Annotated in this window: 16 protein-coding genes and 2 riboswitches; of the genes, 4 read left to right on the top strand and 12 right to left on the bottom strand. The window is 67.7% G+C overall.

Annotated features, from left to right (window positions below):
• Positions 1-27: 27 nt before the first annotated feature.
• Positions 28-1,497 carry an ATPase domain-containing protein gene (locus RT688_RS14995; RefSeq protein WP_313705654.1) on the bottom strand — a complete coding sequence of 490 codons (1,470 nt, stop codon included), beginning with the start codon at positions 1,495-1,497 and terminating at the stop codon, positions 28-30.
• Positions 1,498-1,932, bottom strand: a complete 435-nt coding sequence (locus RT688_RS14990; protein ID WP_313705653.1) for a hypothetical protein — start codon at positions 1,930-1,932, stop codon at positions 1,498-1,500. It abuts the gene before it with no gap.
• A gap of 230 nt (positions 1,933-2,162) precedes the next feature.
• Between RT688_RS14990 and RT688_RS14985 the strand changes: the two genes are divergently transcribed.
• A complete protein-coding gene (locus RT688_RS14985) occupies positions 2,163-3,920 on the top strand; it encodes a DUF885 family protein (RefSeq protein WP_313705652.1) in 1,758 nt (585 codons plus the stop codon).
• A gap of 287 nt (positions 3,921-4,207) precedes the next feature.
• On the opposite strand, the gene RT688_RS14980 is transcribed toward RT688_RS14985, so the two are convergent.
• The 9 genes from RT688_RS14980 to RT688_RS14940 all read right to left on the bottom strand — a co-directional run bounded on the left by RT688_RS14980 (position 4,208) and on the right by RT688_RS14940 (position 16,870).
• Positions 4,208-4,564 carry a hypothetical protein gene (locus tag RT688_RS14980; protein ID WP_313705651.1) on the bottom strand — a complete coding sequence of 119 codons (357 nt, stop codon included), beginning with the start codon at positions 4,562-4,564 and terminating at the stop codon, positions 4,208-4,210.
• A complete protein-coding gene (locus RT688_RS14975; protein ID WP_313705650.1) occupies positions 4,561-5,025 on the bottom strand; it encodes a hypothetical protein in 465 nt (154 codons plus the stop codon). The genes RT688_RS14980 and RT688_RS14975 overlap by 4 nt, the downstream gene beginning before the upstream one ends.
• A 26-nt stretch (positions 5,026-5,051) precedes the next feature.
• Positions 5,052-5,588: a peptide deformylase gene (gene def, locus RT688_RS14970; RefSeq protein WP_313705649.1), complete on the bottom strand. Its 537-nt coding sequence runs from the start codon at positions 5,586-5,588 to the stop codon at positions 5,052-5,054.
• Positions 5,575-6,471 (bottom strand): UTP--glucose-1-phosphate uridylyltransferase GalU, encoded by an 897-nt coding sequence (gene galU / locus RT688_RS14965; protein ID WP_313705648.1) that lies wholly within the window; start codon positions 6,469-6,471, stop codon positions 5,575-5,577. Before galU ends, def begins: the two co-directional genes overlap by 14 nt.
• A 21-nt stretch (positions 6,472-6,492) precedes the next feature.
• Positions 6,493-8,862 (bottom strand): NAD-dependent DNA ligase LigA, encoded by a 2,370-nt coding sequence (ligA, locus tag RT688_RS14960; RefSeq protein ID WP_313705647.1) that lies wholly within the window; start codon positions 8,860-8,862, stop codon positions 6,493-6,495.
• 7 nt (positions 8,863-8,869) lie between these two features.
• Positions 8,870-10,093, bottom strand: a complete 1,224-nt coding sequence (locus RT688_RS14955; protein WP_313705646.1) for a cell division protein ZipA C-terminal FtsZ-binding domain-containing protein — start codon at positions 10,091-10,093, stop codon at positions 8,870-8,872.
• On the bottom strand, positions 10,090-13,614 hold the full coding sequence (gene smc, locus RT688_RS14950; RefSeq protein ID WP_313705645.1) for a chromosome segregation protein SMC: 3,525 nt from the start codon (positions 13,612-13,614) through the stop codon (positions 10,090-10,092). The genes RT688_RS14955 and smc overlap by 4 nt, the downstream gene beginning before the upstream one ends.
• Before the next feature lie 163 nt (positions 13,615-13,777).
• Entirely contained in the window at positions 13,778-14,248 is a 471-nt protein-coding gene (locus RT688_RS14945) for a hypothetical protein (RefSeq protein ID WP_313705644.1), read from the bottom strand.
• Between the two features lie 54 nt (positions 14,249-14,302).
• Positions 14,303-16,870: a DUF1631 family protein gene (locus RT688_RS14940; protein ID WP_313705643.1), complete on the bottom strand. Its 2,568-nt coding sequence runs from the start codon at positions 16,868-16,870 to the stop codon at positions 14,303-14,305.
• 249 nt (positions 16,871-17,119) lie between these two features.
• Here RT688_RS14940 and RT688_RS14935 point away from each other — a divergent pair, with 249 nt between their 5' ends.
• A complete protein-coding gene (locus tag RT688_RS14935; protein WP_313705642.1) occupies positions 17,120-18,385 on the top strand; it encodes a methyl-accepting chemotaxis protein in 1,266 nt (421 codons plus the stop codon).
• Positions 18,386-18,599: 214 nt separating this feature from the next.
• Entirely contained in the window at positions 18,600-18,920 is a 321-nt protein-coding gene (locus RT688_RS14930) for a hypothetical protein (protein WP_313705641.1), read from the top strand.
• A 396-nt stretch (positions 18,921-19,316) separates the two neighbouring features.
• Here the strand turns inward: RT688_RS14930 and RT688_RS14925 are convergent, their stop codons facing one another.
• Positions 19,317-19,877, bottom strand: coding sequence for an ATP-dependent Clp protease proteolytic subunit (locus tag RT688_RS14925; protein WP_313705640.1), 561 nt, complete (start codon positions 19,875-19,877; stop codon positions 19,317-19,319).
• Between the two features lie 253 nt (positions 19,878-20,130).
• A riboswitch (glycine riboswitch) is annotated at positions 20,131-20,217 on the top strand.
• 16 nt (positions 20,218-20,233) lie between these two features.
• Positions 20,234-20,332, top strand: a riboswitch (glycine riboswitch).
• Positions 20,333-20,395: 63 nt separating this feature from the next.
• On the opposite strand from RT688_RS14925, the gene gcvT reads away from it, so the two are divergent.
• Positions 20,396-21,514 (top strand): glycine cleavage system aminomethyltransferase GcvT, encoded by a 1,119-nt coding sequence (gcvT, locus tag RT688_RS14920; protein ID WP_313705639.1) that lies wholly within the window; start codon positions 20,396-20,398, stop codon positions 21,512-21,514.
• Positions 21,515-21,557: the final 43 nt, after the last annotated feature.

Here is a 21,557-nt window from a genome sequence, read left to right as displayed (position 1 = left end):
CGTCTTCGTGAAACATTCCCTCGTCTCCTATTTGCCCGGCTGGCGTTGCAAGGGCCGCCCGGTCAGAATCCCGTCGAGGTCGGTCGGGTCATTGTCGATATCGAAGCCGTCGTCGGTGATCCGGTATTCGCGCAGGTCGTGGCTATGCCCGCTGCCGCGCACCTTGACGACGGACATGAACTTGCGCAGGCTGCCATCCACCTCGGCATAGCGCAGCGCGAGGATCGCGTCGGTCAGGTAAGAAATGTTCGATTGGCCAAAGCGCAGCTCGGTAAAGATGTCGTCCAGGCCGGCCGTGACGACCGTGGTCACGTCGTGCTTGGCGACCACGGCCAGCATGCGGAACACGGCCTGGCGCAGGTCGGCGTGGAACTCGGGCGCCACGAACAGCGAAAATTCCGACAGCGAGTCGATCACCAGCCGTTTCGCGCCCGTGCGCTGCAGGGTGTCCTGGAGCTCGTCGATCAGTTCGTCCACGGTCAGGTCGAGCATGCGGCTTTCGACCACGGTCACGTTGCCATCCTGCACCAGCTCCGCCAGCTCGGCATTGCGCAGGCGCGCCGTGCCCTTCTCGAAGAACATGGCGACGCCCTTCTCGCCCTGGCGCGCACCTTCCTGCAAAAACCTGGTGCCGAGGATGGTCTTGCCGGCGCCGGTCGGCCCCACCACCAGCATGGTGTGGCCCTGCGGCAGGCCGCCGTCCAGCAGCGCGTCCAGTCCCGGCGCCCCGGTCGGGATACGGCGCGGCGCGGCGTCGACCGGGTGGCCCGGCAGGCGGTCGGCCGCCAGCGGCGGCAACACGCGCGGATAGACGCGCAGGCCGTCGCCCGTGATACGGAAATTGTGCGAGCCGGCCAGGTGCGGATGGCCACGCATCTTGACCACGCGCAGCTTGCGCACCACGGTGCTCTGTTCGTGCGCCTGGGTCAGCGAAAACATGCCGTCGGCCACCGTCATGATCGGGTTGGCTTCGGGGTCGGCATGCATGTACTCGCCGATCAGGAAGGTGGTGGCCTGCCAGGTCGTCATCCGGGTGCCCAGCTCCTGGATGAAGTACTGCAGGTCGGCCAGGCCCTCGTTGCCGCTCCTGGCGGTCTGGACCACCGAGCGGAAGGAATCGACGAACACCAGCGAGGGCGAGAATGCCTCGACCTCGGCCATGATGCGCTCGAGCACGCCGGAAAAATCGCCCTGGCGCAGGGTTTCGCCGAGGTTCACGTAGCGGATCGCCGGGCCGACCTTGGCCACGTCGAAGAAGGAGAACTGCTGCTGGTAGCGCAGCATCTTCAGAGGCGGTTCGCCCAGCACGGTGAAGAACAGCGCGCGCCGCTCGGGCGTGGCCAGCGCGAACATGATCTGGTGCGCCAGCGTGGTCTTGCCGCTGCCCGGGGGGCCGGCCACCAGGTTGAACGAGAACTCGGGCAGTCCTCCTTCCAGGAGAACATCCAGGCCGGGCACTCCGGTACTCAACAGGCCCAAGGCTACTTTGTCGCTCATTTACTTCCGCTCCTGTTCATGCTTCTGCCCAACCCCGCCTTCCGTCGCGACGTGTAACAGCTGTTTCGTCAGCGCGTCCCCGATCAGGGCACGCAGCTGCGCTGTAAAAGTGTCAAGCAGGGCGGCATTGGCCTCCCCCGCATGCTCCGGTTCTGCCTCGTTCAGGGTTCTGGTCAGGGACGCGAACAGGTCTTCCACGGGCCGCGAGGGATCGCAGCGGCCCAGGAATTCGAACCTGGTGTTCGTCAGGCGCAGCGCCCGGCCGAAGAGCGCGCAAAAGCCGCTCTCGCCGATCAGCGGCGTCAATTGCTCGCCCAGCCGCAGCCAGGGCCGGACCAGCACCTCGACTTCTCGCCCATCCCGGGGCGCGTCGCTCTGTTTCCTTATGCCGGCATGATCCGGCCGCTGGGGCCGGTCGCCTTCTCGATGATCCATGCTTGCTGGTCAGCTGTCATTGTCGTTACGCAGGCCAGCCGGCTGGCTGGCTGATCCTTGATTATAGAGGCAATGGGGGCAACACGGGCAATTTTGACAGGCTGACACCGAAAGCGGAGAAAAACACCGGAATCCGTTTCACGAAGAAAAAAGGCGTGGCCGCAAGAGGTCGTCTACGACATAATGCAAAACAGCAATTGTTGTGCAATCGAGAAGAAAATGGGGAGAACATGAAGCATACGCTGGTTGCCGCCATGGTCGCGGCAGGAATCCTGATGACGGCCGGGACGCAGGCCGCGCCTGCGAAAGGCGCGGCCGATGCCCGCTTTGAAGCCATCTACAAGGCGGAATGGAAATGGCGCGTCGGCGAACGCCTCGCCAGCGACGAGAACGCGCGCGGCAGCGTGCGCGCCGAACTGCCGCGCGTCGACGCCAGGACCCAGCAGGCCCGCCTGGCGCACTGGCAGGGCGTGCTGCGCCAGCTCGACGCCCTCGACGCCGCCGCGCTGTCGCCTGGCGAGCGCATCAATTACCAGGTCTACCGCGCCCAGATCGCCGCTTTTGTGGAGGAACTGCGCTTTCGCGAGTACGAGCAGCCGGTCAATGCCGACAGCGCCTTCTGGACCGACGTGACCTATGGCGCGCGCCAGGGCTTCAACAAGCGCGAGGAGTACGCCAACTACCTGCGCCAGCTGGCAAGCTTCCCGCGCTATTTCGGCGAGCAGCTCGACAACATGCGCGCCGGCCTGGCGCGCGGCTTCACGCCGCCGAAGGTGACGCTGGCCGGGCGCGACGCCACGCTGGCCTCGGTGGTGGAGGCCAAGCCGCAGGATACCGTGTTCTTCACGCCGTTCAAGACCATGCCGGCCTCGATCCCGGCCGCCGAACAGGCGCAACTGCGCGAGCAGGCCGCCGCCGCGATCCGCGAGCACGTGCAGCCCGCCTACGCGAAGGCGCTGGCCTTCATGCGCGAGGAATACGTGCCGAAGGCGCGCGAGGTGCTGGCGGCCGAAAGCCTGCCCGACGGCAAGGCCTACTACCAGTCGAAGATCGTCGAGTTCACCACCACGCATCTCAGCGCCGACGAGATCCACCGCATCGGCCTGGCCGAGATGGCGAAGATCCGCGCCGAGATGGACGAGGTGATCCGCCAGACCGGCTTCACGGGCGACTTCGCGGCCTTCCAGGTTTTTCTCCGCACCGACCCGCGCTTCTACGCCAAGACCCCGGAAGAACTGCTGATGCGCGCGGCCTGGGTGGCGAAGAAATTCGACGCCAAGGCCGGCCAGTATTTCGGCTACCTGCCGCGCCAGCGCTTCGCGATCCGCCCGGTGCCGGACGACCAGGCGCCCTACTACACGGCCGGCCGCGGCGGCCCCGGCGTCTACCTGGTCAACACCTACAACCTGCCGGCGCGCGCGCTCTACAGCCTGCCTGCCCTGACCCTGCACGAGTCGGCGCCCGGCCACGCCTTCCAGATGCCGGTCGCGCTCGAGCAGAAAGGCGTGCCCTCGTTCCGCCGCGCCTACATCTCGGCCTTCGGCGAAGGCTGGGCCCTGTATACCGAGCGCCTCGGCACCGAGATGGGCATCTACGAGACGCCCTACGAGGTGTTCGGCATGCTGAGCTACCAGGCCTGGCGCGCCTCGCGCCTGGTGGTCGACACCGGCATCCACGCCAAGGGCTGGACCCGCGAGCAGGCGCAAGCCTACCTGCGCGCCAACACCGCGCTGTCGGACCACGAGGTCACGACCGAAGTCGACCGCTACATCTCCTGGCCGGGCCAGGCCCTGTCCTACTACCTGGGCCAGATGGCGATCATGGAAGCGCGCGCGAAGGCAGAGAAGGCGCTGGGCGAGAAGTTCGACATCCGCAACTTCCACGACACCGTGCTGCAGCTCGGATCGGTGCCGCTGCCGGTGCTGAAGGACCGGATCGACCGCTTCATCGCGGAGGGTGGGAAGAGCCCGTATCCGAAGGAGGCGTGAGCGGCAATGGGCGGTTTTCGTAGGGTGGGCACCTGTGCCCACGCGGGATCACCGCCTGCATACCGTCCACGCGGGTGGGACTATCACTCATGATCGCTGGCCGGCCGGCCGCGAGACAGCGTGGACACAGGTGTCCACCCTACAAAACCTCGGTGTCATACGGTGGGGACAAGTTCGTAGGGTGGGTACTTGTACCCACCGGTTTGAGCCTTTGAATATCGTACTCGCATCAAGTCCGCTGGTTTGCCGATCGTGAGACCGCGTGGGTACAAGTACCCACCCTACGCTCAACTACGCAGCCAGGCCAGCGCCGCTTCGACATCGTCGTAGAACACCCGGTCCTCGCCCTCGAAGAAGGCGATCCGCGCCAGGTAGGCGATGCGCGTGCCGGGCACGACGATCGCGCGGCGCAGCGCCAGGTCGCCGAGCTGGCCGTCGAGTTCCTGCTGCATCAGCGCGATGTGGGCCTCGGGCGCGGTCATGCCGCGCGCGTCGTACAGCACGCGGCGCAGGCCGGTCTCGCGCGCCAGCGCCAGCATGCGGTCCTGGCACAGGCGCAGCCCCGCTTCGGTCATGTGCCGCGGCGGCACCACCAGCAGCACATCCCCCGCCACCTCGACCCGCAGATCGGACGTCTCGATCATTCGAACACCTTGAGCTTGAACTGCACCGAAACGCCGCCGTAGAGCCGGTCCTTGTAGCTCGGGATGATGCCGATGTTGACCCCGAACCGCTCCCAATCGTGGGTCAGGGTCGGGATCACGGCCGGGAACCAGCCGCCGCCGCGCATCCGCGGGTAGCCGTCGAACAGGGCGAGCGCCGCGCCCAGGCGCAGCGGGCCCAGCGCATACGGCTGCCAGATCACGCCGGCGTAGTTCGACCACGCACGGTCGCTGTTATGGAAGCGGCCGAGGGTGGCCGCCATCGTGCCCGAGAACCGGTACTCGGCGGCCAGGCCCTTGTTGTTGCCGTTCAGGCCATCGTCGCTGTCGAAATGGCCGGTGAGGAAGCCGGAATCGATCCAGAATGCGCTCTCCGGCGCGGCCTCGATCTTCGTGAAGGGATGCGCGGCCTGCGCCAGTGGCGCGGTCAGCGGCAGGGACAACAATACAATCCTCGATACGCCAGCAATCAATCGTCGGCTCCCGCATCGAGGCCGGGGAACATCACCTCAGTGAAGCCGAAGCGGGAAAAGTCCCTGATGCGCATCGGGTAGAGGATGCCGAGCAGGTGGTCGACCTCGTGCTGCACCACGCGCGCATGGAAGCCTTGCGCCTCGCGCCGGATTGGATTGCCGAACTGGTCGACGCCCTCGTAGCGCAGGCGGGTGTGGCGCGGCACGCTGCCGCGCAGGCCGGGCACCGACAGACAGCCCTCGAAGCCCTCTTCCATCTCGTCGGACAGCGGCGTCAGCACCAGATTGAGCAGCACCGTCTCCGGCACCTCGGGTGCGTCCGGATAGCGCGCGTTGCGGCGGAAGCCGAAGATCACCAATTGCAGGTTGACGCCGATCTGGGGCGCGGCCAGGCCGGCGCCGTTGGCGGCATGCATGGTGTCGAACATGTCGGCGACCAGCGACGCGAGTTCCGGCGTGCCGAACGCGCGCACCGGCTCGGCCACGCGCAGCAGGCGCGGGTCGCCCATCTTCAGGATCTCACGTACGGCCATGGCCGTTCTCCTTTGCCAGCCCGGCCAGGAACTCGGCGAAGCCGGCGGCGGTTTCGGGGTGTTTCAGGCCGATCGCGGCGGTCGCCTGGAGGTAGCCCAGCTTCGAGCCGCAATCGTAGCGCTGTCCCGCGTAGCGGTAGGCCAGCACGCGCTCGGCCTGCATCAGCGCCGCGATGCCGTCGGTGAGCTGGATTTCGCCGCCGCTGCCCGTCCCCAGGTTTTCCAGGTAGTCGAAGATCGCGCCGGACAGCACGTAGCGGCCGACCACCGCCAGGGTCGAGGGCGCCTCTTCCGGCAGCGGCTTCTCGACGATGCTCGAGACCAGCTCCAGGTCCTGGCGATAGGGCGCGGCGCTGACGATGCCGTACTGGCGGGTTTGCGCGCGCGGCACGTCCTGCACCGCCAGCAGGCTGCATTTCTCGTAGGCGTACCGTTCGGTCATCTGGGCCAGCACCGGCTTGCCGCCGCCGGCATCCATGAAGTCGTCGGCCAGCAGCACGGCGAAAGGCTCGTTGCCGACCACCGGACGCGCGCACAGCACCGCGTGGCCCAGGCCCAGCGGCGCCGACTGGCGCGTATAGATGCAGGTGACGTTCTTCGGGATCACCTTGCGCACCACGTCCAGCAATGCCTGCTTGTTGTGGGCTTCCAGTTCGGACTCGAGCTCGTAGGCCTTGTCGAAGTGGTCCTCGATGGCGCGCTTGTTGCGGCCGGTGATGAAGATCATCTCGGTGATGCCGGCCGCCACCGCCTCCTCGACCGCGTACTGGATCAGCGGCTTGTCGACGATGGGCAGCATTTCCTTCGGCTGCGCCTTGGTGGCGGGAAGGAAGCGGCTGCCGAGGCCCGCGACCGGAAACACTGCCTTGCGAATCTGCGCCATGTTGCTCCCCTTCTTGCGGTGTTATTGGTTGGCCTGGCCCAGCAGCGCCAGCAGGCCGGCTTCGTCGAGCACCGTAACGCCCAGCGCCTCGGCCTTCTCCAGCTTGCTGCCTGCCTCCGCGCCGGCCACGACGTACGAGGTCTTCTTCGACACCGAGCCCGACACCTTGCCGCCGGCCGCCTCGATCAGGGCGCCGGCCTGGTCGCGCGACATGGTCGGCAGGGTCCCGGTCAGCACGAAAGTCTTGCCGGCCAAGGCGCCCTGCGGCGCCGCTTCCTCTGCCGGCAGCATGTCCAGCAGTTCGCGGCGCAGGCTCGACAGCGTCATCAACGCCTCGCGGTTGGCCTCGATGCCCATCCAGCCTTCCAGCGACGCCACCAGGGCTTCGGGCAGGCCGAACACGCCGAACACCTTCAGGAAGGCCAGGTCTTCCAGCGTGCGGCCGTCGAGCAGCTGGCGCGCGCGCGGTTCGGTCAGCTTCGGAATGCCGAGCGCGGCGAGCAGCTGAACCTCGTCCAGGCGCTCGCGCAGCGCCGCCTTCGGCGGGTGTTCGCCCTGCGGCGCGACGCCGGTTTCCAGCAACGCGTCGAGCGCGATCTGGTTCTTTTCCTCGGCGAAGAAGTCGGCGATCGCCTCGGCCACGGTGCCGCCGATGTCGGGCAGCACGCGCAGCAGCGCGGCGGGCGCGCGACGTACCAGGGCCAGGGAACCGAGCCAGTCGGCCAGGGTCTTCGCCGTCGATTCGCCGACGTGGCGGATGCCGAGCGCGAACAGCAGGCGCTCGAGCGGCGGGCGCTTGCTGGCCTCGATCGCGGCCAGCAGGTTGTCGGCCCACTTGGTCGCCACCTTGCCCTGTTTTACGGCGGGTTTGGCCAATTCAGGCGTGGCGCCGTCGCGCTCGTCCGCGAGGCGCTTCATCTTGAGCAGGTCGTCGAGCGTGAGCTTGTACAGGTCGGCCACGCCGTGGATCAGGTTGCACTCGACCAGGCTGTCGATGTAGCGGTCGCCCAGGCCTTCGATGTCCATCATGCGGCGGCCGGCGAAGTGGCGGATCGCTTCCTTGCGCTGGGCGGCGCAGGTCAGGCCGCCCGAGCAGCGCGCCACCGCCTCGCCCTCTTCGCGCACCACGTGCGAACCGCACACCGGGCACTGGCTCGGCAGCGTGTAGACCGCCGGCTCGGGCGCCGGGCGGCGCTCCAGCACCACCGACAGCACTTCCGGAATCACGTCGCCGGCGCGGCGCACGATCACGGTGTCGCCGACGCGCACGTCCTTGCGCCGCACCTCGTCCTCGTTGTGCAGAGTGGCGTTGGTGACGGTCACTCCGCCGACCGAGACCGGATTCAATCGCGCCACCGGCGTGATCGCCCCGGTGCGGCCGACCTGGACGTCGATCGCCGACACCACGGTCAGCGCTTCCTCGGCCGGGAATTTATGCGCCAGCGCGAAACGCGGCGCGCGCGAGACGAAGCCGAGCGCGCGCTGGTCCGCCACGCGGTCGACCTTGTAGACCACGCCGTCGATCTCGTAGGGCAGCGCCGGACGCTTTTGCCCGATCTCGCGGTAGTAGCCGAGCAGGCCCTCGCAGCCGCGCACCACCGCGCGCTCCTTCGAGACCGGCAGGCCGAGCCCCTCGAGCCAATCCAGCACGGCCGAGTGCGAAGCCGGCATCTCGGCGCCTTCCAGCAGGCCGACGCCATAGGCGAAGAAGCGCAGCTTGCGCTGGGCCGTGATGCGCGCGTCGAGTTGGCGCAGGCTGCCGGCCGCGGCGTTCCTCGGGTTGGCGAATTCCTTCTGGCCCGCCTCGCGCTGGCGTTCGTTGAGGCGCTCGAAGTCCTGCTTGAACATCAGGACTTCGCCGCGCACCTCGAGCACCGCCGGCACGTCTCCCCCGTTCGGGTCGCCATGCAGGCGCAGCGGGATCACGCGCACCGTGCGGATGTTCGCCGTCACGTCCTCGCCGGTGTAGCCGTCGCCGCGGGTGGCGGCCTGCACGAACACGCCGTTCTCGTAGCGCAGGCTCATCGCCAGGCCGTCGAACTTCAGCTCGGCCGCATAGTCGACCTGGCCCGCATCCAGTCCTTCGCGCACGCGGCGGTCGAAGTTGTCGATGTCTTCATCGGAAAAGCCGTTGTTCAGCGAGAGCATCGGCACCGCGTGGGTCACCTGCCTGAACTCGGGGATCGGCGCGGCGCCGACGCGCGAGGTCGGCGTATCGTTCGATATCGCTTCCGGGTGCGCCGCCTCCAGTTCCTGCAGCTCGCGGAACAGCTTGTCGTACTCGGCGTCGGGAATGGTCGGCGCGTCGAGCACGTGGTAGTTGTAGATGTGGCGGTTCAGTTCCTCCACCAGCCACGCCATGCGTCCGAGATAGTCCTGCGCTTCGCTCATCGGGGCCTCAGCTGAACAGGCGCAGCGCACGCGTGGAGCCGGCCGGGATGTCGGCCGCTTCCATCTCCTGGTAGAAGTCCTTCACCTGTCCGGCGATCTCGTCCAGCGTGGCGTCGAGCAGCGGCTGCTCGAAGTCGTCGACGATGGTCGCGTCCAGGCGCAGCGCCAGGTCCTTCGCGCACTTGACCATGGCGCCGAAGCCGTCGCGGGCCGGGGCGACGCAAGGCACGTCGAGCAGCAGGGTCAGGCGGTCGGTGTTCTCGGCGCCGAGATTCACGTTGGTCGACAGCGTGAACAGCGTCCCGCCGGCGCCGTCGGGCATCGCGAAGCGGCCGCTCGGGCCGACGTCGAAGCCGGCGCTTTCCAGCGCGCCGATCAGGGTCGTCATCGCCCACGCCGCGCCGTTCGAGCGCAGGTTCACGCCCAGCTGGGCGTCGTGGCCCGCGACGAACTTGTGCAGGGTGCGCGCTTCGCTCATCACCTCGATCATGTCCGGCACGTCCGGCTCGGCGCCGATCTCGTCGGCCACCGCGCGCAGGCGCGTGACCAGCTCGGAATATTCGAGTTCGTTCAGGGCCGTGGTGCGGGTCGCCATCTGGACGCCGGCCTGCAGCTCGGTGTAGACGCCGCCGTGGACGATCGGCTCCCACTCGCCGCTCACGGCCAGGCCGACGAAGTGGATCGGCTTGTTGCCGACGCGGCGCAGCTTGAGCAGCGAAGGCAGGATCTTGTCGCCGCGCGCGGCGCCTTCGAGCTTCAGCGGGATCATGCAGTCGATCAGCGGATCGACCAGCTTCTCGGCCGCTTCCGAAGGCACGGGGGCGGCAGGCGCGGCCGCGGCGCCAGCCAGCGGCGCCAGCGGCTCGGCGGCGGCGGATGCGCCGGCGCCCGCACCAGTAGCCGAACCCGCGGCCGCACTGGCGACCGCGCCGGTGACAGGCGAGACGGCAGGAGTCGTGCCGGCGGCGGACAGGTCGCCCACGGACTCGGGGTTCGCCGCCGCGCCATAGCTCGGCTCGACCGCTTCGGCGCCGGGCATGCCGACGTCGAGCACCGGTTCCTGGCGGTCGCCGCCGGTCGCGCCGGTGCGCATCAGGATGTCGTCATGGTCCGACGCGAAGGCACGCTCAACGGTTTTTCTCGCCTTGTACTCCTGCCACTTGTTGTAGGTGATAACGCCGACGACGAATACGCCGCCCGCCGCGATCAGGCTCATTTGGAAGTCTGTCATGCTGCTTGTGCCTCTTGTGCGAAGTTCGCGGCGGACTCCATGTCCACCGCCACGATGCGCGATACGCCCTGCTCCTGCATCGTCACACCGATCAGTTGATTGGCCATCTCCATCGCAATCTTGTTATGGGAGATGAAAAGGAATTGGGTATGGTCCGACATGCGCTTGACCATGCGGCAGAAGCGCTCGGTATTGGCGTCGTCCAGCGGCGCGTCGACCTCGTCCAGCAGGCAGAACGGCGCCGGGTTCAGCCGGAACATCGAGAACACCAGGGCCGTCGCCGTCAGCGCCTTTTCGCCGCCCGACAGCAGGTGGATCGTGGCGTTCTTCTTGCCCGGCGGCTGGGCCATGACCTGCACGCCCGAGTCGAGGATCTCGTCGCCGGTCATCACCAGCTTCGCCTGGCCGCCGCCGAACAGGATCGGGAACAGCTCCGAGAAGTGGTTGTTCACGCGATCGAAGGTGTCCTGCAGCAGTTCGCGGGTTTCCTTGTCGATGCGGCGGATCGCGTCTTCCAGCGTGGCGATCGCCTCGTTCAGGTCGGCGTTCTGCGAATCGAGGAAGCGCTTGCGCTCGGTGGCGGTGGCCAGTTCCTCGACCGCGGCCAGGTTCACCGCGCCCAGCGCGGCAATGGCGTTGGTCAGGCGCGTCACCTCGCCCTGCAGGTACTGCGGCTTCATCTCGGGATTGAGTTTTTCCGCCAGCGCCTTCTCGTCGGCGCCGGTGGCGGCCAGCGCCTCGGCGAACTGCTCCTGGTTCAGGCGCGCGGCCTGCTCCTTGAGCTGCATCTCCGTGATGCGGTCGCGCTGCGGCTGCAGGCTGCGCTCGTTGCCCATGCGCGACTCCTCGGCATGGCGCAGCTGCTGGGCCACCTGGTCCAGTTCGTGGCGCGCATCGGCCAGCGCCTTTTCCTGGTCCGTCCTGCGCGCGAGCAGTTCCTGCAGGCCCTCGTGGGCGGTGCCGGCTTCCAGGGCGGCCAGTTCGGCCTTGCCCGATTCCAGGCTTTCGGCCACCTGGGCCGCCTGTTGCTGCGCGGTGGCGATGCTGCGCCGCAGTTCCTCGATCTTCGCGCGGCCGGTCTTCTCGGCGAACAGCGCCTCCTGGGCGCCGCGTTCGAGTTCGCGCAGCTTGTCGCGCGCTTCGCTGAGGGCCGCCTCGCGTTGCAGGAAAGCCGTCTGGCCGTCCTCGTGGCTGCCCTGCAGCTCGGCCAGCTCCATGTCGAGCTCCTCGAACTCGGCCTCGGCGTTGGCCTGCACCTCGCGCTGCTCGGCTTCCTGGGCGGCGATCTCGAGCAGGTCGGCGTTGATCTGGCTGCTGCGCTGGCTGAAGCGGGCCTCGATCTCGCCCTGGCGCACGACTTCGATCTGCAGCGCGTGCACTTCGCGCGTGAGGGTGGCGACGCGTCCGCGCGCATCCTGCAGGCGGCGCTGGAGGTCGGTGACGGCGGCGTCGGCGCGGGTGGCGCGCGAACGCGCCTCGTCCAGCAGCAGGGCCTGGGCGCGCAACTGCTTGCCCAGGTTCTCGATGTCGTGCTGGCGCGCCAGCATGCCGTCCTGCTCGGCATCGGCGGCGTAGAAGCAGACGCTCGACTGCGACACCACGTGGCCCTGGCGCGTCACGAAACAAGCGCCCTGCGGCAGGCGCGCGCGCTGCGCGAACGCGGTCTGCGCATCGTCGGCGGCGAACACCAGGTGCAGCCAGTCGTTCAGCACGCCGCGCAGGCCGGGGTCGTTCAGCTTCAGGAGGCCGGCGAAGGGCTTCAGGCCGGGCGCTTCCGCGGCGGCCGGCGCCGCCGGGGCCGGCGAATACATCGCCAGGCGCGCCGGCGGCGCGTCGGAGAGAAAAGCGCGGGTCCAGTCGATGTTCGACACTTCGAGCGCGCCGGCGCGTTCGCGCAGCACGGCCTCGAGCGCGGTCTCCCAGCCCTCCTCGACCTGCACCTGCTTCCACAGGCGCGGCAGCCCGCCCAGCTCGTGCTTCTGCAGCCAGGGCTGGACCTTGCCCTGGGCCTGGACGCGCTCCTGCATGCCCTTCAGGGCCGACAGGCGCGCCTCCAGCTGGGCGTTGGCCGTGCTCTCGGCGGCCAGCGCCGCCTGCGCTTCGCGGCGCTCGGCCTCGACCTGTTCCTGGCGCTCGCCCGCCTCTTCCAGCAGCATGCTCTGCTCTTCCAGGGCCTGCTGTTTCTCCTCGAATTGCAGGCGCAGGTTGGCCAGCTGGGTGCTGTCGGGCGGCGCCAGGCCGTTCTTTTCCTGTTGCAGGCGCTCGCGCCGGCTGGCGAGATTGTTCAGGATGTTCGAGGCATTGCGCCCGTGCGCCGCGGACAGTTCGATGCGCTGCTGGACCTGCATGATGCGCGCGCGCGATTCGTCCGCCTTGCGCTGCGCTTCGCGCCAGGCCGCGTCCAGTTCCGGCAGGCGCTCGCCCGCCGCTTCCACCGCGATCTGGGCTCCTTCCGCGCGCGCCGCCAGTTCCTCGACGTTGAAGGTCGCTTCCTGGATCTGCTCCTCGTACTCGGCCGCCTGCGCCAGCCATTGATCACGCTGGGCCGCCAGCGTGCCGAGCTGGTTCTGCAGGCGGGTGCGCGACTCGACCACGAACTTGATCTGCGCTTCCAGGCTGCCGATCTCGGAATTGGTCTGGTACAGCGCGCCCTGGGCCGTGTGCAGGCGGTCGCCGACGGCGAAGTGGTGCTGCCGCAGGTGCTCCAGTTCCAGCTCGACGTTGCGCAGCTTGGCGGTCTGCTCTTCCAGGCTGTTCTGGGCCTCTTCCATCTCGCGGAAGTAGCGCTTCTGCTCGGCCTCGGCCTCGTTCTTGCGCAGCAGCCAGAGCAGCTTCTGCTTTTCTTCCTGGTCTGCCTGCAGCTGGTGGAAGCGGTTCGCCACCGCCGCCTGGGCTTCGAGCTTTTCCAGGTTGGCGTTCAGTTCGCGCAGGATGTCCTCGACCCGCAGCAGGTTCTCGCGCGTGTCCGACAGCCGGTTCTCGGTCTCGCGGCGGCGCTCCTTGTACTTAGAGACCCCGGCCGCTTCCTCGAGGAAGACGCGCAGCTCTTCCGGGCGCGACTCGATGATGCGCGCGATCATGCCCTGGCCGATGATGGCGTAGGCGCGCGGCCCGAGGCCGGTGCCGAGGAAGATGTCCTGGATGTCGCGCCGGCGCACCGGCTGGCCGTTGATGTAGTAGGTGGAGGTGCCGTCGCGCGTCAGAGTGCGCTTGACCGCGATCTCGGCGTACTGGCCCCACTGGCCGGCCGCCTTGCCCATGCTGTTGTCGAACACGAGTTCGACCGAGGCGCGGCCCGAGGGCTTGCGGTGGGTCGAGCCGTTGAAGATCACGTCCTGCATCGACTCGCCGCGCAGTTCCGAGGCTTTCGATTCGCCCAGCACCCAGCGTACGGCATCGATGATGTTCGACTTGCCGCATCCATTCGGGCCGACGACGCCGACCAATTGACCAGGCACCTGGAAATTGGTGGGATCGACGAAAGACTTGAATCCCGACAATTTAATGGAGGATAGGCGCACCTTGCTTCGGCTACTCGGGAATCGTTAAAGAATGCATCATACCACCTGTCGCTTGCATTTCGGCCAAGTTTGGTCTATGGCGGACACGGCAGGCAAGCGCCGGGGCGGCGGCATTCTACAGAATATTAACGAAATGAAATAGTGGGCGCGGGCCGTGCAGAATTCAACTGGCGCCCTGGAAGTGGCGCACCAGGGCGGTGACCAGCACCACGCCCAGGAACAGCAGCTTCACGCCGGTCGCCACCTTGCGTCCGCCCAGCAGCGTGCGTGGCTGTCTGGCTGCCGCGATGGCGGCGTCGCGCTCCGCCCTGTCGTCCGGATGGACGTAGCTGTCGTCCAGGCTGCGCAGGGTCTCGAAGTCGTCGTTGCGCACGCGCGCGCCAAGCTGGGCGGCCAGCGCGATCATGGCCTCGGCCAGGGGCTCGCCGGGATTCTTCGCCCACAGTTCCTCGTCTTCGCAGACGATGACGTCGCGCTCCTCGCCGAGCGCGGGCATGTAAAGCTGCGCGCCCTCGCTGCCCGGCAGGACGGCGAGCTTGCCGTTCATCCTCGCCAGCGCCTGGCCGAGCTCGTCCTTCGGGATGGGCCGCGGCTTTCCCGACTCGGTGCGTACGATGTAAAGGTAGTAGCCCATGCTGAATGTGCCCGGTAAATCGACCAGGACATTCTAGCAGTACACCCTTGCCGTTCAGGCCAGCGCCGACAGCGGCGCCGGGTCGTTGACCGCCTCGCGCATCGCCTCGGTCAGCACGCGGCCGACGACGCCTTCCATCGCGACCAGGGTGACGCTGCCGCTGCGGAAGGCCTCGACCAGCTTTTCGGCCGGCAGCGAAAAGGCTTCCTGGCGCGGGCCAGTCGAGAAGATGAAGAGCGTGCGGCGCGGGCTGACCCAGGCCAGCTTGACCTTGCGCACGCTGCCGTCGGGCTCGGCGAATTCGAGGCGCATGCCGCGCTCCAGGTCGTCGACCTGGCTGCTCGCATCGTCCTGGTCCGCCGGCTCGTCCTGCGCGGCCGCGGCCTGCTCCTGGGCGATGCGGCGCAGCGCGTCCTGCTGGGCCGCTTCCACCGCCAGTTCCAGCTGGCGCTCGGGCGAGAGTTCGAGCGGCGCGCGCACGATCTGCAGGTGGCATTCGGCCAGCTCGGCGAAGAACTGCAGGCGGTCGGCGTCCTGCCACTTGATCGCATCGAGCCACTTGTTCAGCGTGGTCAGCAGCGGCGGCAGCTTCGCGATCAGGGCCTTTCTCTGCTCCTGGGTCGCCTTCGGCTTCACGGTCCAGACCAGGTCGTCCATGGCGCGGGTCGCGTTGTCGACCGCGCCCGGGCGCTCCTCGTCGATCAGGTGGGCAAAGGTCAGCACGTCGACCCAGCGGCGTTCGAGGAACTGCGACACCACGGCCACCAGGGCGCCGTCGCCCAAGCGCTGCTCGACGGCCCGGCGCGCCGAGCGCGCCGCCACCGTCTGCTTTTCGATTTTGGTGGCGCGCGCGATCGGCTGGGCGATGGCCGCCTCGGCGGCCCGCTCCTCGGCCGCCAGCTCGGCCTCGACCTCGGCCACCGCCGCGGCAAAGGCCTGCGGCTCGGCGCCCGGCTCGCGGCCGATGCGGTCGACCCCGCGCCGCATCGCCTGCACGACCGGATCGTCCTGGGCCTGGCGCTGCTCCCAGCCCATGCGCGAGAGCAGGTCGATCATGCGCCGCGCCGGATGCATCTCCTCGAAAAAGAAGCTCTGGTCGAGCAGGGCCGCCTTCAGCACCGGCACCTGCAGGAAGCGGATCAATTCGCGCGTTTCAGGCGGAATGCTCTCGTCCAGCAGCACGGTCTCGAAGATGCGCGAGAGCAGGTCGAGCGTGTTTTCCTCGCCGCGCGACAGGCTGCCCTGGGGCAGGCTTTGCTTCAGGCGCGGCAGGTAGAACACCTGGTGCGGGGCAGCGCCCGTGCCTGCGCTGGCGCCTGCCATAGCGGCCGGCGCCGGCGTACCCGGCGCGGCCAGCTCGATCGCGGCGAGCAGGTCGAGCAGATTGCCGGCATGCGCCTGCGGCGCGCCCGGCTGGCCGGACAGTCCGGCGGCCACGAGTACCTGAGCGCTCGCGGCGGCGCCCGCAACCGGCGCCACGAAGCCGGCCGCCGGGACCGCGCCCGCCGCGCCTATCGTAGCCGGACCACCCGGAACCGCGGCCGCCAGGCCAGGCGCCGCGGCGCTACCCTGCCCCGCCACCATGAACAGCGGCACACCGGCCGGCGCAGCGCCCGGCGCGACAACTCCGGCGGGCGCGACGCCTGCCGGCGCCAGCACGCCCTGGCCCGGGCCGGCCTGCGGCGCCACCCGCGCGAACGGCTGCCCGGCCGGCGCCGCCGGCTGCTCCGTCGTACCGCCGGCGCCAGCGTCAGCGGGCGCGGCCATGGCGAAACCGGCCGCGGCGCTCGGGCGCCAGCCGCTGCCCTGCGGCATGTGCGGCAATTCCGGGACCAGGGGTGCCGCCGGCTCGCCCTCGGCATCTCCCAGCAGCTTGCGCAACTGCTGGGCCAGCGCCGCGTCCATGCCGGAGCGCCGGGCGCGCGCCGCCGCCGTGTCGTCGGTCTTGCGGATGTGGAAGCGCTCGCGCGCCTGCTTGCCATGGGCGCGCAGGGTCTTGTCGGCCGCCTCCAGCAGTTCGCCCAGGTCGAGGAAGAGATCGGGCCGCAGCAGGGGCAGCAGCAGCTCGTGCGAACCTGCATCCGGTTCGAATTCGCACCAGGCCTCGTGCACCGCGGTCAGGAAGACCTCAGGGCGCAGCGGATTCTGGTTCGGACGCAGCACCTCGCGCCCGAGCAGCAGGCCGAGGCGCACGCACAGGCTGGCCAGCACTTCGGAGTGCGCGATCTCGAACGGACGGCACAGGGCGCCGAAGGCAACCCGCGTGTCCATGACCTCCAGCGGCACCAGGCTCAGATCGTCCAGGCCGGCGGTCGGAGCCCTGGCCGGGACCAGCTCGGCGCCCGCCTGCTCGAGCGCGCGCTCGAGGGCCTGGCCCGCCAGGTGGATGAAGGCGTAGGAATTGCTCTTGAGGAGATTGCCGGCGCGGGTGCGCCGGTAGACCAGCTGGGCATCGTTGCCGGCCGTGGTCATGTCGAGCAGGACCGTCGCCAGCCGGTTGACCATGCCGCCCAGCTGCTCGCCCGCTCCGCTCGCCGCCGCACGGACGAGGTCGAGCAGCACCTCGCGCGGCGGCGCGGGGAGCGAGCGGGTGCTGGATGTCTCGGTACTAGCGTGGGCCATGGTGAAATCCTTCGGCAGGCGGGCGCCATCCCTGCCATTGTTACACATTATTGCCACATGGCAATAGCGGGATGCCGGAAACCGCGGCGTTTCCTTGTGCGCGCGTGCGGCAGCCCTGCGGCGTCCCGGGCCTGAGTATCTTAACGGCATCTTTTCTGTTGAGCTTAGACAAATTCGCGACATTTCCTTTCCCTAACATAACAAGGTCAAGCAAAGTCCACCCCATCCCCACCTCGCCAGGAGCGCCTCATGAAGTTCATACGCCAACTCGACAGCCGGCTGAAAATCCATGCCGCGTTTGCCCTGCTTTATGCCGTCTTCGCCGCGCAGATGCTGCTGGCGACGCCGGCCGGAAGCTCGCCGCTGCGCGCCGCCGTGGTGCTGCCGCTCGCCGCCGGCCTGGGACTGGCGGTGGCGCTGTCGCTCTGGCTGGCGCGGGAAACGACCCAATCGCTGCGGGAAGCGGCCCAGCTGGCGCGGCGCCTGCTCGACGGCGACCTGCGGGTGCGCGCCGAGAACGTCCAGCCGGGCGAAGCCGGCAAGCTGATGGACGCCCTGGCCGGCCTGGGCGGCAAGATCGCGGCGATGGTGGCCGAGGTACGCGCCGGCGCCGAGCAGATCGGCAGCGGCAGCGGCGAAATCGCCAGCGGCAACCTGGACTTGTCGAACCGCACCGAACAGCAGGCCGCCTCGCTGGAAGAAACGGCGTCGTCGATGGAGGAACTCACCACGACCGTGCGCCAGAACGCGGAGCATGCGCACCAGGCCAGCAGGCTGGCGATCTCGGCCTCGGAAGTGGCGGTCAAGGGCGGCCAGGTGGTGCTCGACGTGGTCGACACCATGGCCTCGATCAACGACTCGTCGAAGCGGATCGCCGAGATCATCGGCGTGATCGACAGCATCGCCTTCCAGACCAACATCCTGGCACTGAATGCCGCCGTGGAGGCGGCGCGCGCCGGCGAACAGGGACGCGGCTTCGCGGTCGAGGCCTCGGAGGTGCGCAGCCTGGCCCAGCGCTCGGCCGCCGCGGCCAAGGAAATCAAGGCGCTGATCGACGACTCGGTGGCCAAGGTCGACGCCGGCAGCGCGCTGGTCGACCGCGCCGGCAAGACGATGGAGGAAGTGGTCGGCAGCGTCAAGCGCGTGACCGGCATCATCGCCGAGATCGCCGACGCCAGCCTGGAACAGACCGCCGGCATCGAGCAGGTGAACGGCGCGATCGCCGCGATGGACCAGGCCACCCAGCAGAACGCGGCCCTGGTCGAGCAGTCGGCCGCCGCCGCCGCGTCGGTGCGCGTCCAGGCCACGGCGCTGGGGCGCGCCACCAGCGGCTTCGTGCTGGCCGAGCCCGCCGTTTCCAGGGCCGCCGCCAGCCCGGCGCCGGCGCGGATCGCTGGCAAGCCGGCGCTGCGTCCGGTGCCGACGCCGCGCCCTGCCGCCGCGGCCGCTGCCAGGACGGCGCGGCCGGCGCGGCGCAGCCCGGCCAAATCCGACGCGGACTGGGAAGAGTTTTAAAGAGTTTTAATTTGAACGCGCGAATTAGATTGAACTATGCGGGGAAATGGTTATTTTTAATGTGTAGGAGTCTTTCCTACACGGACTCTGGCGATCATCCGATACCGGTTCAGCAGTATGGATCGCATGATTGCACTACCGAATCAACTGCTCACTTATCTCAAAGAGCAGTTGTTCGGCGAGTAAATGTAATTCAACATTGAAAGGAATAATCATGGCCTCGAATCAAAAACGCACGCAAGGCGGTACCCCGGAGCAGCACGCGGAAGCCGGTCGTCAGAGCCACAAGAACGACGGAAACAAGCAATCCGGTTCGGGCTCGGGTTCGCGCTCGGGCTCGGGTTCCGGCATGCGCGGCGGCACGCCTGAGCAGCACGCCGAAGCCGGCCGCCAGAGCCACAAGAACGACGGCAACAAGCAGTCCGGTTCGGGCTCGGGTTCCCGTTCGGGCTCGGGTTCGGGCATGCGCGGCGGCACCCCGGAGCAGCACGCCGAAGCCGGCCGTCAAAGCCACAAGAACGACAACAAGCGTTAATTCGCTTGCCTCCGTCTGCTGACGCGACGGCGGACGCATAAAAGCCCGGGACGCTCATGCGCACCGGGCTTTTATCATTCCTGGTTTCTTTTTATCGGCTTCTTTGTATCGGTTTCTTTTTCCCGATTTGCGGAATATATCGACATTTGCAAGAAGCGGGAAATATGCAAATATTTTATTGTCGAGTTAACTCGACTGCAAATATTATTTGCATGAAATGATTACCAATAAAATGTTCCGGAATTGGCGCACCGTTTCCCCGGCTCGCAAAAAGGCTTGCTGCAAGCGGCACTGCCCTGTCCAACGCGTAGCGGCGATAGCGCCAATAAAAAAAGGCCGACAACGGCCTTTACCGCCGAAGCGGTGACAGCCGTGCCGGCCGCGCGGGACGCTCCTTCAGATATTGCGCAGGATCGCTCCCTTCGGCGGCGCGAAATCGGCAACGTCGTCGATCATGCGCGCGGTCTTGGCGTCGCGCGAGTTCAGGTGCAGGTCGGAGTACTGGTGAATGGCCCACTGGTCCGGCGTCAGCTCGATGTGCCTGCGCAGGATGGATTCGGTGCGCGCGTCGTCGGCGCGCAGGCCCTCGACGATGATGTTGAGCGCATCGGGACGCGAGCCCGGGGACGCGGTCGCGTGCGACTTGTGCACCATGAAACGCGCCGTCTCGCTGGCATAGCGCCGGGTGCCGGCCAGGTACATGATGACGGCGATCGAGGCCACCGCCCCGCCGTTGTACATCACGAACTCGACAGGCGAGTTCGACAGGAAGTTGTACAGGCACAGCCCGTCGCTGACGTAGCCGCCGTTCGACTGCACCAGCACGTGGGCCCGCTCGATCCCATCCTCGGTCATGTGGCCGACCGCCTCGAACACCCGGTGCACCATGTCGCTGTTGACGTCGCCCGACAGCGTGAACCAGGCTTCCTTCTCGTGTTTGGTTTGATCTTCGCTCATAGTCTTCTTACCCGAAAAGTGACGGCCCCAGTGTAACAAATGGAGCAAAAAGCCCGCGCGCATGCACGCCAACGGTGCGCAGGCCTCTGCCTGCATCCAAATGGACCCGAGAAACCGTAGCGAGCGGAAGGAGTGTCGCCTGAGAAGCGCAGCTGTACTTGAGTACAGCGAGCATCGTAGGGTGACAATCCGACGCGCAGTAGGTTTATCGGGTCCATTTGTTGACAGCGGTTCAAGGCTCGCATATTCTCCGGGGTCTTGACCGGGAGAGCGCAGCACCACGCTGCCGCCGAAGGGGCATCACCCGAAAACTCTCAGGCAAAAGGACCGGTCAGGGGTCGGCGCGCGATGCGGGCCGGACCAACTCTGGAGAGCGGCCCGGCGAACAGACCGGCCCACCGAAGGGGCAGGCGGACATCCGCTATCTCTCAGGTACCAAGGACAGAGGGGCGCGCAGCGCACGCAGGGCCGCACCGCGGCGGCGTGCCGCTCCCTTATACTTCTGCCCTGAGGACACCATGACGCTCAAAGCGACCCCGCTCAATTCCGCACACCGCGCACTCGGCGCCAAGATGGTCGATTTCGGCGGTTGGGACATGCCGGTCAACTACGGTTCGCAGATCGAAGAACACCACGCCGTGCGCAGCGACGCCGGCATGTTCGACGTCTCGCACATGTGCGTGGTCGACCTCGAGGGCGCCAATGCGCGGTCCTTCCTGCGCGGCCTGCTGGCCAACAACGTCGACAAGCTGCAGACCCCGGGCAAGGCGCTCTACTCGGCCATGCTGAATCCCGAGGGCGGCGTGATCGACGACCTGATCGTCTACTTCTTCCGCGAAGACTGGTTCCGCCTGGTCGTCAACGCCGGCACCGCCGAGAAGGACGTGGCCTGGATGCGCCAGCAAAACGACGCCACCAACAGCGGCCTGGCGATCACCCAGCGCCGCGACGGCGAGAACGCGATCGCCCTGGTCGCCGTGCAGGGCCCGAACGCCCGCGCCAAGGTCTGGCAGGTGCTGCCCGAGGCCCAGGCCGCCACCGAAGCCATGAAGCCCTTCAACGTCGCCATCGTCGCCGACACCGCCTTCGGCGAAGCCATGGTCGCGCGCACCGGCTACACCGGCGAGGACGGCTTCGAGATCGGCGTGCCGACGGCCCAGGTGGAAAACCTCTGGAACGCCCTGGTCGCCGCCGGCGTCAAGCCGGCCGGCCTCGGCGCACGCGACACCCTGCGCCTGGAAGCGGGCATGAACCTCTACGGCCAGGACATGGACGAATCGGTCAACCCGCTCGACGCCGGCCTGGGCTGGACCGTCGACCTGGCCTCGGAACGCGACTTCATCGGCAAGGCGGCGCTGCAGGCGAAAGGCCAGCAAACCCAGTTCGTCGGCCTGATCCTGCGCGAAAAAGGCGGGATCCTGCGCGCCCACCAGAAGGTGATTGCCGCCTCCGGCAACGCCGGCGAAATCACCAGCGGCACCTTCAGCCCGACCATGCAGCAGGCGATCGCACTGGCGCGCGTCCCGATGGACGTGCAGGTCGGCGACACCGTGCACGTCGAGATCCGCGACAAGAAGCTGGCCGCCTCCGTGGTCAAGCTGCCATTCGTGCGCAACGGCAAAGTGCTGGCCGCCTGAATCGAACATCCCAGTCTTATAATTACGCCTCATCCCAACCAGG

It is taken from the genome of Massilia sp., from assembly GCF_032106685.1.
Lineage (GTDB): Bacteria > Pseudomonadota > Gammaproteobacteria > Burkholderiales > Burkholderiaceae_D > Telluria.
Note: the sequence above shows the minus strand (reverse complement) of the source record. Positions and strands in the feature narration are given on the sequence as shown.